The organism is Brooklawnia sp., from assembly GCF_049651565.1.
Taxonomy (GTDB): Bacteria; Actinomycetota; Actinomycetes; order Propionibacteriales; family Propionibacteriaceae; genus Brooklawnia.
Genome location: NZ_JBASCI010000283.1, coordinates 1 through 12,251, shown reverse-complemented (window position 1 = coordinate 12,251; position 12,251 = coordinate 1). Strand labels below are relative to the sequence as shown.

The following is a 12,251-nucleotide window of genomic DNA, read 5'->3' as shown; positions in this document are numbered from 1 at the left end:
GCTGAGGAACGAGCCCGCGCACTGGCTGGCCGCGCCGACTCGTTGCGGCGCGCCGCCCGACACGAACGTCAGGCCCGCGCCGAGGCCCAGGCCCGTGCTGAGCAGTTGCAGCGGGAGGCGAAGACCGCGACCGCGGTTGGCAGCGCGGCTGACTGGCTGATGGCGAAGGTTCAGGCTGCCCAGGCGACGGCGTCCGACGAACGAAATCGCATCGATCAGGCCCGCCGGCAGGCGGAGGCCACGCTGGGTCACCACCGAGCCGTGACCCGTGGGAAGACACGTGAATTGGAGGCCCTCGTCGAGGGTGAGCACCGAGACCAGATGACCCGCATCGAACTGACCATGCGGGCGGAGCAGCTCGAGGACCGGGCGATGGCCGAGCTGGCGGTCGACGCCGACACCCTGGTGGCCGAGTACGGCCCTGATCAGTTGGTACCGGTGTTGGGTACGTCGAATGGTCGCAAGTTGGCCGACGAGGAGGAGGCGCCAGCTGCGGTTCCCTACAACCGCGACCAGCAGTTGGCCAGGTTCCGCGCCGCCCAACGCGATCTGGATGCGCTGGGCCGGGTCAACCCGCTCGCCCTGGAGGAGTTCGACGCGATGAGCGAGCGGCACGCCTTCCTGGCCGAACAGCTCGACGATCTGAAGAAGACCCGGCGCGACCTGCTGGAGATCATCGATGAGGTCGACAACCGGGTGCAGGAGGTCTTCGCGTCCGCCTTCGTCGACGTGGAGCGAACCTTCGCCGAGGTCTTCGGCCGGCTGTTCCCGGGCGGCGAGGGACGTCTGATGCTCACCGATCCCGGTGACATGTCGATCACCGGGGTCGACGTCGAGGCGCGACCAGCGGGCAAGAAGGTGAAGCGGCTGTCGCTGCTGTCCGGCGGCGAGAGATCGCTGGTGGCGGTGGCCTTCCTGATCAGCCTGTTCATCGCCCGGCCCAGCCCGTTCTACATCCTGGACGAGGTCGAGGCGGCGCTGGACGACGTCAACCTCGGCCGGCTGCTGACGATCTATGAGGAGTTGCGGGCAAACTCCCAGTTGCTGATCATCACCCACCAGAAGCGGACGATGGAGATCGCGGACGCCCTGTACGGGGTGACCATGCGCGACAACGGCGTCTCCACGGTCATCTCCCAGCGGCTGAAGGAGCGTGTGTCCGCCGGTTGACAGCCCGGAACAAACCCGCCAGCAGCGCCTCGGATGCCGCAACCCGGCGTGGCGTCCCGGCAATCGGTTCGTGGTGGGGCGAGACTGCTTGGGAACCTTCCACTTCCCCAGCACTGGAGGCTCGGCCGTGGCGATCTACCTGTCGACCCTGCTGCTCATCGTCCTGGCGGCGCTCGGCCTGCTCGCCGCGGTTGCCCTGGCCGCAATCGGGGAGGAGCACGGCGACGGCACCCGGCTCACCGGCCGGCTGCGGATCATGATGAAGCACCTCAACGGGGACGCGGCGGCGCCAAAGCAGGTGGCCCAGTTCTTCGCCAGCGCCACCAGGACGCACGAGCGAGCCGATGCCGAGCGGTCCGGGTCAGCCTCCGATACTGTTGCGCCCCGTCCGGCAACCGCCGACGCGACCACAGCCGAGCAACACACCGCCCGCCATCGGGTTCGCGGCGACGGCTTGGCCGCTTGAGCCTCGCGACCGCGTCCACCCATTCAGGGGCGGAGGAGGTCTGAACTGCGATTCTGGTGGGCGGCTGGTGGCCGCCGTCCGGAATTGGGGTCGCCGGTGGGGGACAGACGTCCAGCCCAGCTAGGCTGACTGGGTGGATTGGATTGGTTGGATTGTAATCGGCGGCATCTTGCTTGCTGTCGCGGTCGCGGCGATATCGATCGCCGTCAGCAAGCGGCGCGCGGTCGCCAGGGCTGCCCGGGCACCGGAAGTTGAGGCCCCTGCGACGGGGGAACTCGTCGAAACCGAGGCGCCCCCCGAAGTCGGTGCGGTTGAGGCAGAGATCGTCGAGGACGAGCCGGGCGCCACGGCGGTGGTGGACCAGGCGCCCGCCCCCACGGTGGAGGCACCGCCGACCGTGGTGCCCGACCACGAGCTGCCGGTCATCACTCCCGAACGGGAGATCGAACGGCCCGAGGCGCCCGCCACCCGACTGGTCCGGCTGCGCCGCAGGCTCGCCAGCAGCAACAACGCGCTGGCCCGCGCGCTGGCCGACCTGCTGTCCAGCGACCGGATCGACGAGGACACCTGGGAGGACTTCGAGACCACGCTCATCACCTCGGACCTTGGCGTTGGGCCCGCGACAGAATTGGTCGAGGCGCTGCGGCAGAAACTGCGCGTCGAGGGCATCTCGGACCCAGCCCAGGCCAAGTCGTTCCTGCGGGCCGAACTCATCAATCTGGTCAATCCCCAGCTGAATCGCGGCCTGAACCTGAGCCACGCCCCCGGCCAGCCGGCGGTCATCCTGGTCGTAGGGGTCAACGGCACCGGCAAGACCACCACGGTCGGCAAGCTGGGTCGGATGCTGATCGCCGAGGACAGGACGGTACTGTTCGGCGCCGCCGACACCTTCCGGGCCGCCGCGGTTGAGCAGCTCACCACCTGGGGTGAGCGGGTGGGTGTCGAGACCGTTCGTGGCGCTGAGGGTGCCGACCCCGCCTCGGTGGCGTTCAACGCGGTCGAGCAGGGTATCCAGGGCGAAGTGGATGTCGTGGTGGTCGATACCGCTGGGCGCCTGCACACCAAGGTGGGCCTGATGGACGAGTTGGGCAAGGTGAAGCGGGTCATCGAGAAGAAGGCGCCGGTCAGCGAGGTGTTGCTGGTCATCGACGCCACCACCGGCCAGAACGGGCTGACCCAGGCCCGCATCTTCGCCGAGGTCGTCGATATCACCGGCATCGTGCTCACCAAGCTGGACGGCTCGGCCAAGGGTGGCATCGTCGTCCAGGTGCAGCGTGAGCTTGGCGTCCCGGTCAAGTTCATCGGGCTGGGGGAGGGTGCCGATGACCTGGCGCCATTCGACCCGGCGCAGTTCGTGGACGGTCTGCTGGGCGACTGAACCGCGCAACTCACCACGGGACAGGGCGCGGCCTGAATCGAGGTCCAGGCAGGAAACAGCAACGGACGAGACCCCACCAAGGGTCTCGTCCGTTTGCTACCCGAAGCTGAACATGAAACTGGGCTGCTCGCACGGCGGTCTGACGCCGGGTGAGATCGGCAAGGCGAAGGTGCTGGCCGAGGGCACTGACCCGGCGATCATCGCCAATGGTGACACCGTCCGGCTCGGCATCCAGGCCGCCGAACAGCTCGCCGCCGCAGGGATCAGGGTGCGGCTGGTCGACATGCACAGGCTCGGCAGTCAGCGGAGTCGTCGCCACCGAAGGCGGCGCCAAGGTTCGCCGCATCGAAATCTCCGACCAGTTCGGCCAGTCGGCAACCTACGAACAACTCATGGAGCAAATGGGCATCACCGTCGACAACATCATCGACGCCGCCCACGGACTGCTTGCCTGAGGCACCCCGACAGCAACGGCGGGGGACGGTACACGTCCCTCGCCGTTGTTGCTTGCCCGGCGAAGGCAGGGCCCTGGAGCACAGTATCCTTGGGAGTCGCACCCCACCGATCATCTGCGGCATGTGAAGAGGAACCGTGTTCGATACCCTGCAAGACCGGCTGGCCGCCACTTTCAAGTCGCTGCGCGGCAAGGGACGACTCACCGAAGCCGACATCGATGCCACCGCGCGTGAGATCCGCATCGCGCTGCTGGAGGCCGACGTCAACCTGTCGGTGGTCAAGGAGTTCATCGCCCGGGTCAAGGAGAAGGCGCACGGCGCCGAGGTCTCAAAGGCGCTCAACCCTGCCCAGCAGATCATCAAGATCGTCAACGAGGAGCTCATCGAGATCCTCGGCGGCGAGACCCGGCTGATCCGCTACGCCAAGCAGCCGCCGACGGTCATCATGCTCGCCGGCCTGCAGGGTGCCGGCAAGACCACTCTGGCCGGCAAGCTCGGCCGGTGGCTGAAGGAGCAGGGTCATTCGCCGCTGCTGGTGGCCGCCGACCTGCAGCGTCCCAACGCAGTGCAGCAGTTGCAGGTGGTCGCCGAGCGCGCCAGGGTGGGCTGCTACGCCCCACAGCCCGGCAACGGCGTCGGCGACCCGATCCAGGTCGCCAAGGACTCCATCGAGTTCGCCAGGCAGAAGCTCTACGACGTGGTCATCATCGACACCGCCGGCCGACTCGGCGTGGACGGCGAGATGATGCGCCAGGCGTCCATGATCAAGGCGCTCACCAAGCCGGACGAGACGCTGTTCGTGGTGGACGCCATGATCGGTCAGGACGCGGTGAACACCGCGCTGGCGTTCGAGGACGGCGTGGGGGTCGACGGCGTCGTGCTCACCAAGCTCGACGGTGACGCCCGCGGTGGTGCCGCCCTGTCCATCGCGAAGGTGATCGGCAAGCCCATCATGTTCGCCTCCAACGGTGAGGGGCTGAAGGACTTCGACGTCTTCCACCCCGACCGGATGGCCAGCCGCATCCTGGGCATGGGTGACATGCTCACCTTGATCGAGCAGGCCGAGAAGACCTTCGACGCCGAGCAGTCCGCCGCAGCCGCCGAGAAGCTGCTGGCCGGACGCGGCGAGTTCGGGCTGGACGACTTCCTCGACCAGATGAAGCAGATCCGTCGGATGGGGCCACTGAGCAAGGTCTTCGGGATGCTGCCGGGGGCGTCCCAGATGGCGGCCGTCAACGAGATCGACGAGAAGCAGGTAGACCGGATCGAGGCGATCATCTACTCCATGACGCCCGCCGAGCGTGCCGACGTCAGCATCCTCAACGGATCCCGGCGGGCCCGGATCGCCAGGGGCGCCGGTGTCGAGGTACGCGACGTCAACGAGCTGGTCAACCGCTTCGTCGAGGCCCGCAAGGTCATGCAATCCATGGGCCAGATGATGGGCGGGGCCGGCATGCCCGGTCTGTCCAGCGGGCGGCGGCCGGCGAAGCAGCAGCCCAGAAAGGGCAAGGGCGGCCGCAAGCTCTCGGGCAACCCGGCCAAGCGGGCCGCGCAACTGGCCGAGCAGACCCGGCCGAAGACCCAGCCGCAACCGGCGTTGACTGACGCCCAGCCCAGCACCGCCGACATGCAGGCCGCGATGGGCGACTTCAGACTCCCGCACGACATCCAGCAGATGCTCAACCAGCAGAACAAGGGTCCGCGCTGACCCGCTGCGCCAGGAGGACTCGATGACCGCGTGGCACCTGTCCGGCGTCGTCCTGCCGGGCACCGAACCAACCGACCTGTGGATCAGCGACGGGGTCATCAGCGCCGAGCCGCCCGGTGACGCCCAGACCCTGGCCCGCGACGTCTGGATCATGCCCGGCCTGGTGGACGCCCACTGCCACGTCGGGCTCGCCGCCGGCGGCGCGGTAGATCGGGCCACCGCCGAACAGCAGGCCATCACCGACCGCGACTCCGGCGTCCTGCTGATCAGGGACGCCGGCGCGCCGGTCGACACCCACTGGGTGGATGACCGGGCCGACCTGCCCCGGATCATCCGGGCCGGCCGCCACATCGCCGTCCACAAGCGATACATCCGCAACTACGCCGTCGAGATCGACCCGGAAGACCTGGTCAGCCAGGTCGAGCACGAAGCGCGGGCCGGTGACGGCTGGGTGAAGCTGGTCGGCGACTGGATCGACCGGTCGGTCGGCGACCTGCGTCCACTGTGGCCCGCCGACGTCACCGAACAGGCGATCAACCGGGCGCATGAGCTGGGTGCCCGGGTCACCGCCCACTGCTTCGGTGAGGAATCGGTCGCCGAACTGGTGGCCGCCGGCATCGACTGTATCGAGCACGGCACCGGCCTGTCCGGTGAGGTGATGGAACAGATGGCCGCTCGGGGTGTCGGACTGGTGCCCACCATGACCAACCTGGAGTACTTCCCGGACTTCGCCGCCGCGGGCGAGGCCAAGTTCCCGACCTATGCCGCACACATGCGGGCACTGCATGCGACCCGGTTCGATGTCCTCGGCGCGGCTTGCGAGGCGGGGGTGCCGATCTACGCGGGCACCGACGCAGGCGGACGGCTGCGTCACGGCCGGATCGCCGAGGAGGCCGAACTGCTGGCAACCCTCGGCGGAAACGAGTTCGCACTGGGGGCGATCTCCTGGCGCGCCCGCCATTGGCTGGGAGCCGAATCGCTGACCGCCGGGGCGCCGGCCGACCTCGTCGTCTACAACGCCGACCCCCGTGAACATATCGCAGTGCTGCACCATCCCAGGCTGGTCGTGCTGCGAGGACAACCTGTGTAGCGGCGAGCCCCAAGTGCCGCCGCGCTCCGCGTCCGCCCGGTCGGCCGCGCGGACAGTGCTGACAGGCTGCCCGCAACCGCGGCCTCAGCCGCCGCCGCACCGCCCCGGGACTGCCTGACCGGCGCCTCCGCCGGCAGGTTCCGGGTTTCGCGTAGCGGGCCACCATCTGGCAGAATGGTCGGTGCGTCTGGCGTCCAGGTGCCCTCTCATCACTGGCGACGCAGATCCATCGGCCTCGGGTGAACGTGCCCCACACGCGAGCCAGGGCCACCCGTCGCACCGGGGCAATCCCGGGCATTCCTACAGGAGAAACCACACCAGTGGCCACCAAGATTCGTCTGAAGCGGCTCGGCAAGATCCGCTCGCCGCACTACCGCGTCGTCGTCATGGACTCCCGGGCTCCCCGGGACGGCCAGGCGATCGAGGAGATCGGCATCTACCACCCGAAGAGCGACCCGTCGGTGATCCGCATCGACTCCGAGCGCGCACGGTACTGGCTGGGCGTCGGCGCCCAGCCGACCGAGGCGGTCGTCGCCCTGCTGAAGCGGACCGGGGACTGGCAGCAGTTCTCCGGCGAGAAGGCGCCGTCGGGCGTCGACCCGCAGGCCGAGGCGGTCGACAAGCTGGCCCGGTTCAACGCCGCGCTGGCCGAAGCCGACGGCGAACCAGCAGCCGAGGCGATCAGCCGTCGCGGCCGGAAGCCCGACACTGTGGCCGACCAGACTGCCGCGGACGCCGAGAAGACCGAGGCTGCGCAGGCCGAGGAGGCCTGAGATGCTGGCTGACGCGCTCGAGCACCTGGTGCAGGGTATCGTCTCGCACCCGGACGACGTGCGAATCCGCGACCGCGAGTTGCGGCACGGCCGAATGCTCGAGGTACGGGTGCACCCGGAGGACATCGGGAAGGTGATCGGACGGCAGGGCCGAACCGCCACCGCGCTGCGCACCGTAATCCAGGCGCTCGCCGGCCGTGAACAGATCAGGGTCGACTTCGTCGATGTCGACCGGCGACCCGCGCGTGGCCGGCGCTGATCCTCACAGCAACCAACCAGGCGCCCCAACCGTCATCCGGCGGTGGGGCGCCTGGCGCATCCAACCGGAAGGACGACGTGGCTGAGCTGGTCGAAACCACCGTGGGGGTGGTGGGGCGCCCCCACGGCATCCGCGGTGAGGTCGTGGTCGTGGTACGCACCGACGAAGTCGCCCGGCGATTCGCCAGCGGGGCGGTCCTGCGAACCGCCGATGGTCGTCGGTTCACGGTGACGTCCAGCCGGCAGACCCCGTCCCGCCTGGTGGTCGGCTTCGAGCAGGTGTCCGACCGCAACGCCGCAGAGCAGCTGCGGGGCGCCGAGCTCTTCGCAGTCGTCCCCGCAGACGAAATGCCCAGCGGTGCCGAGGAGTACTTCGACCGCCAGCTCATCGGGCTGCGGGTGCTGGACGCCGCCGGCCATGACGTCGGCGAAGTCGTCGGGGTGGAACACGGCCCCGCACAGGACCTGCTGGTGGTCGATGTCGCCGGCGCTCAGCGGCTGGTCCCGTTCGTCCACGCGCTGGTCCCGGTGGTCGACCTGTCGGCAGGCCACCTGCAGCTCGCCGACGTGGGTGGGTTGCTGTTCGATCCGGGCGAGGATACCTGATGCGCATCGACATCGTCACGATCTTCCCGGACTACTTCGCTCCACTGCAGCTCAGCCTGATCGGCAAGGCGATCGCCGATGGCCGGCTGGACGTGCGCGTCCACGACCTGCGTGACTGGACGCACGACCGGCACCGCACCGTGGACGACACCCCGTACGGCGGGGGAGCGGGCATGGTGATGAAGCCGGAACCGTGGGGCGAGGCGCTCGACGCGCTGCTGGGCGGCTACGTCGAACAGCAACCCGGTGCCGACCCTCCGGAAGGGCCGGCGAAACGTCCGGTGCTGATCGTGCCCACCCCGTCCGGATACCTGTTCAACCAGTCGATGGCGGTCGAGTTCGCCGCCGAGCCGACGCTGGCCTTCGCCTGCGGTCGCTACGAGGGGATCGACCGGCGGGTGGTCGAGTGGGCAGCCGACCACTTCGACGTCCGCGAGGTCAGCCTTGGAGACTACGTGCTCAATGGCGGCGAGGTGGCGGTGCTGGCGATGGTCGAGGCGATCGGACGGCTCATCCCGGGCGTGATCGGAAACCCCGAATCGCTGGTGCAGGAATCCCACTCCGACGCTGCGGACGGGCTGCTGGAGTACCCGGTGTACACCAAGCCGGCGACCTGGCGCGGGCTTGCGGTGCCGGAGGTACTGCTCAGCGGCCACCACGGCCGGGTGGCGCAATGGCGGGGCCAGCGTTCAGTCGAGATCACCCGCGACCGGCGTCCTGACCTGCTGCAGTAGTACTCGCGGCGGGACACCCGGGCCCCCGGTCCACCTGCGGGAGGGCCAACCGTTAGACTCTCGTCCGTGGCAACCCAACTCACAACACGCGATCCGAGCCGGACGCCGCACGCTCGTGCGATCACATCCACCGTGGCGTACAAGGTGCTGATGGCGCTTACCGGCTTCTTCATCGTTTTCTATCTGCTGATGCACATGTTCGGGAACACGAAGCTGCTCATGCACAATGGCATGGAGAGCTTCGACGCGTACGCGTTGTCGCTGCGCGAGTTCCTGTACCCGATCCTGCCGAAGTACTTCTTCCTCACCATCTTCCGGGTGGTTCTGGGCCTCAGCGTGCTGTTCCACGTGATCGCAGCCGTGCTGCTGACCTTCCGCGACTACGACGCCCGCACCGGAATGGGACGATACGTCCGGCAGCGGTACCTCGCCGGCAGCTTCGCTGCCCGAACCATGATCTGGGGCGGCCTGATCATCCTCGGCGGCCTGATCTTCCACCTCGCGCAGTTCACCTGGCAGTGGGTGACCATCGGCTACACCGGGGACGCCGCACCGCACATGCGTCCGATGCTGGCCTTCCAGGAATGGTGGATGGTGCTGGGTTACGCCATCTGGATGGGAGCGGTCTGCCTGCACACCTGGCACGGCTTCTACAGCGGCTTCTGCACGCTCGGCCTGCGCGTAGGTGCCTTCAGTGAGCGTGTGATCAGGGTCTGCGCATGGGTCGTTGCCCTGCTGCTCTTCTTCGGTTTCATGGTGACCCCGGTCGCCATCCTGACGGGAATGGTGAGCCTGTGATGTCTGAGAAAGCCCTGACCAACAATGCCCCGGCGACCGACGCCCAGTACTACACCGTCGGCAGCGAGATCGGTGACACCAAGGCGAACCGGAGCGTCGAGATCGACAAGGTCTGGTCCGACCGCAAGTTCACCGCCAAGCTGGTGAACCCCGCCAACCGCCGAAAGATCACCATCATCGTGGTGGGAACCGGTCTGGCCGGCGGCGCAGCCGCTGCCTCGCTGGGTGAAGCCGGCTACAACGTGCTCAACTTCTGCTACCAGGACAGCCCCCGCCGGGCCCACTCGATCGCTGCCCAGGGCGGCATCAACGCGGCGAAGAACTACAAGAATGACAACGACTCGACGTACCGGTTGTTCTACGACACCGTCAAGGGTGGCGACTACCGTGCCCGCGAGACCAACGTCTACCGACTGGCCGAGGTGTCAGCGAACATCATCGACCAGTGCGTGGCACAGGGCGTCCCGTTCGCCCGTGAGTACGGCGGTCTGCTCGACACCCGTTCGTTCGGTGGCGTCCAGGTGCAACGCACCTTCTACGCCCGCGGACAGACCGGCCAGCAGTTGCTGATCGGCGCCTACCAGGCCCTGGAGCGCCAGGTAGCCGAGGGCACCGTCCAGATGTTCACCCGCCACGAGATGCTCGACCTGATCGTCAAGGACGGCCGGGCCCGCGGCATCGTCGCCCGTGACATGGTCACCGGCGAGGTCGCCCCCTTCACCGGCGACGCGGTGGTGCTGGCGACCGGCGGTTACGGCAACGTCTTCTTCCTGTCGACCAACGCAATGGGCTGCAACGTGACCGCCGGCTGGCGGGCGCACCGCAAGGGTGCCTACTTCGGCAACCCCTGCTACACCCAGATCCACCCGACGTGCATCCCGGTGCACGGTGACAACCAGTCCAAGCTCACCCTGATGTCGGAGTCGTTGCGCAACGACGGCCGGATCTGGGTGCCCAAGAAGGCCGAGGACTGCGACAAGGACCCGCGCCAGATCCCAGAGGAGGATCGCGACTACTACCTCGAGCGCATCTACCCGGCGTTCGGCAACCTGGTGCCGCGCGACATCGCGTCCCGCCAGGCGAAGAACATGTGCGACCAGGGACGCGGCGTCGGCCCGCTGGTCACCGAGATCGATGCCGACGGCAATGAACGCCAGGTGCGGCGCGGTGTCTACCTCGACTTCTCCGATGCGATCAGCCGGCTCGGCAAGCACGGTGTCGAGGTCAAGTACGGCAACCTGTTCGACATGTACAAGCAGATCACTGCGGAGGACCCGTACGAGGTTCCGATGCGGATCTATCCGGCCGTGCACTACACCATGGGCGGGGTCTGGGTTGACTACGACCTGGAGAGCACCATCCCGGGTCTGTTCGTGGCTGGCGAGGCGAACTTCTCCGACCACGGCGCGAACCGCTTGGGTGCCTCGGCGCTCATGCAGGGCCTGGCCGATGGCTACTTCGTCCTGCCGAACACTATGAACGACTACCTGGCCGACAATCGGCCGGGCCCGCTGCCTGACGACGACCCGGCAGTCGTTGAGGCGGTCGCCGCGACCAACGCGCAGATCGACAGGCTGATTGGTGTCAAGGGCAACCGCACGGTGGACTCGTACCACAAGGAGCTCGGCCACATCATGTGGGAGTACTGCGGGATGGCCCGCAGCGATGCCGGGCTGCGCAAGGCGATCGGACTCATCCGCGAGCTGAAGGCCGACTTCTGGCAGAACGTCAACGTGACCGGCCAGGCGAAGGACCTGAACCAGACCCTCGAGCGGGCCGGTCGGCTGGTCGACTTCTTCGAGCTGGGCGAGCTGATGTGCATTGACGCCCTGCACCGTCGCGAGTCGTGCGGTGGGCACTTCCGGGTCGAGCACCAGACCGAGGACGGCGAGGCGCTGCGGCACGACGACGAGTTCGCCTACGTCGCGGCGTGGGAGTGGACCGGCGAGGGCAACAAGCCAGTCCTGCACCGTGAACCGCTGGTCTACAAGGCAATCGAGCTGAAGCAACGGAGTTACAAGTGAAACTGACACTGAGGATCTGGCGCCAGGCGCGTGGCGCCCAGCAGGGCCAGCTGGTCGACTACAACATCGACAACGTCAGCGAGGACATGAGCTTCCTCGAGATGCTCGACATGCTGAACGAAGAACTCACCGTTTCCGGTGAGGAGCCGGTGGCGTTTGACTCCGACTGCCGCGAAGGCATCTGCGGCCAGTGCGGCGTCGTCATCAACGGCACCGCCCATGGCCGGGGCAACTCACCGGTTCCGACGACCACCTGCCAGTTGCACATGCGTTCGTTCAACGACGGCGACACCATCATCGTCGAGCCGTGGAAGGCTGAACCGTTCCCGGTCCTGAAGGACCTGGTGGTCGATCGCAGCGCCTTCGACCGCATCATCCAGGCCGGCGGTTTCATCTCGGTGAACACCGGTTCGGCCCCGGACGCACACTCGGTGCCCGCCCCGAAGCTGCAGTCGGACATCGCTTTCGACAACGCGACCTGCATCGGTTGTGGAGCCTGCGTGGCGGCCTGCCCGAACGCGTCGGCAATGCTGTTCACCTCGGCGAAGATCAGCCACCTGGCCAACCTGCCACAGGGTCAGGCTGAGCGTTATCTGCGCGTCAAGAACATGGTTGCCCAGCATGACGCGGAAGGCTTCGGTAACTGCACCAACATCGGCGAGTGCTCGGCGGTCTGCCCGAAGGGTATTCCGCTGGAGTCGATCAGCCAGCTCAACCGTGACCTGATCTCGTCGCTGTTCCGCAAGGACGGCTTCGGCAGCTGAGCCGACCTGATCGTCGCTGGACGGCGC

General features: G+C 67.6%; 12 protein-coding genes and 2 pseudogenes. All 14 read left to right on the top strand.

Going from position 1 to position 12,251, the window contains the following annotated elements:
* Positions 1-1,170, top strand: a pseudogene (locus tag WBL05_RS13960) (chromosome segregation protein SMC); the annotation flags it as partial.
* A gap of 127 nt (positions 1,171-1,297) precedes the next feature.
* On the top strand, positions 1,298-1,636 hold the full coding sequence (locus tag WBL05_RS13955) for a hypothetical protein (RefSeq protein ID WP_424226787.1): 339 nt from the start codon (positions 1,298-1,300) through the stop codon (positions 1,634-1,636).
* Positions 1,637-1,802: 166 nt separating this feature from the next.
* Complete coding sequence (gene ftsY / locus WBL05_RS13950; protein ID WP_424226789.1) at positions 1,803-3,014, top strand: signal recognition particle-docking protein FtsY; 1,212 nt, start codon at positions 1,803-1,805, stop codon at positions 3,012-3,014.
* Positions 2,959-3,243: pseudogene (locus tag WBL05_RS13945) on the top strand (hypothetical protein); the annotation flags it as partial. The gene ftsY and the pseudogene WBL05_RS13945, both read left to right, overlap by 56 nt.
* On the top strand, positions 3,221-3,469 hold the full coding sequence (locus WBL05_RS13940; RefSeq protein WP_424226791.1) for a hypothetical protein: 249 nt from the start codon (positions 3,221-3,223) through the stop codon (positions 3,467-3,469). The pseudogene WBL05_RS13945 and the gene WBL05_RS13940, both read left to right, overlap by 23 nt.
* A gap of 136 nt (positions 3,470-3,605) precedes the next feature.
* Positions 3,606-5,177 (top strand): signal recognition particle protein, encoded by a 1,572-nt coding sequence (gene ffh / locus WBL05_RS13935; protein WP_424226785.1) that lies wholly within the window; start codon positions 3,606-3,608, stop codon positions 5,175-5,177.
* Positions 5,178-5,199: 22 nt separating this feature from the next.
* Positions 5,200-6,267: an amidohydrolase family protein gene (locus tag WBL05_RS13930; RefSeq protein ID WP_424226783.1), complete on the top strand. Its 1,068-nt coding sequence runs from the start codon at positions 5,200-5,202 to the stop codon at positions 6,265-6,267.
* A 320-nt stretch (positions 6,268-6,587) separates the two neighbouring features.
* Positions 6,588-7,040 carry a 30S ribosomal protein S16 gene (gene rpsP, locus WBL05_RS13925; protein ID WP_424226781.1) on the top strand — a complete coding sequence of 151 codons (453 nt, stop codon included), beginning with the start codon at positions 6,588-6,590 and terminating at the stop codon, positions 7,038-7,040.
* 1 nt (position 7,041) lies between these two features.
* A complete protein-coding gene (locus tag WBL05_RS13920; RefSeq protein WP_424226779.1) occupies positions 7,042-7,299 on the top strand; it encodes an RNA-binding protein in 258 nt (85 codons plus the stop codon).
* Positions 7,300-7,376: 77 nt separating this feature from the next.
* Entirely contained in the window at positions 7,377-7,904 is a 528-nt protein-coding gene (gene rimM / locus WBL05_RS13915) for a ribosome maturation factor RimM (RefSeq protein WP_424226777.1), read from the top strand.
* On the top strand, positions 7,904-8,638 hold the full coding sequence (gene trmD / locus WBL05_RS13910) for a tRNA (guanosine(37)-N1)-methyltransferase TrmD (protein WP_424226776.1): 735 nt from the start codon (positions 7,904-7,906) through the stop codon (positions 8,636-8,638). The genes rimM and trmD overlap by 1 nt, the downstream gene beginning before the upstream one ends.
* A gap of 132 nt (positions 8,639-8,770) precedes the next feature.
* Positions 8,771-9,436, top strand: a complete 666-nt coding sequence (locus WBL05_RS13905) for a succinate dehydrogenase cytochrome b subunit (protein WP_424226775.1) — start codon at positions 8,771-8,773, stop codon at positions 9,434-9,436.
* On the top strand, positions 9,436-11,460 hold the full coding sequence (locus tag WBL05_RS13900; RefSeq protein WP_424226773.1) for a fumarate reductase/succinate dehydrogenase flavoprotein subunit: 2,025 nt from the start codon (positions 9,436-9,438) through the stop codon (positions 11,458-11,460). The genes WBL05_RS13905 and WBL05_RS13900 overlap by 1 nt, the downstream gene beginning before the upstream one ends.
* Positions 11,457-12,224, top strand: a complete 768-nt coding sequence (locus tag WBL05_RS13895) for a succinate dehydrogenase/fumarate reductase iron-sulfur subunit (RefSeq protein ID WP_424226772.1) — start codon at positions 11,457-11,459, stop codon at positions 12,222-12,224. Before WBL05_RS13900 ends, WBL05_RS13895 begins: the two co-directional genes overlap by 4 nt.
* Positions 12,225-12,251: the final 27 nt, after the last annotated feature.

Bases quoted from the DNA above. Each gene is read 5' to 3' on its own strand.
- WBL05_RS13900 (WP_424226773.1), top strand. From the start codon at position 9,436: ATGTCTGAGAAAGCCCTGACCAACAATGCCCCGGCGACCGACGCCCAG.
- WBL05_RS13930 (WP_424226783.1), top strand. From the start codon at position 5,200: ATGACCGCGTGGCACCTGTCCGGCGTCGTCCTGCCGGGCACCGAACCA.
- WBL05_RS13920 (WP_424226779.1), top strand. From the start codon at position 7,042: ATGCTGGCTGACGCGCTCGAGCACCTGGTGCAGGGTATCGTCTCGCAC.
- trmD (WP_424226776.1), top strand. From the start codon at position 7,904: ATGCGCATCGACATCGTCACGATCTTCCCGGACTACTTCGCTCCACTG.
- WBL05_RS13940 (WP_424226791.1), top strand. From the start codon at position 3,221: ATGGTGACACCGTCCGGCTCGGCATCCAGGCCGCCGAACAGCTCGCCG.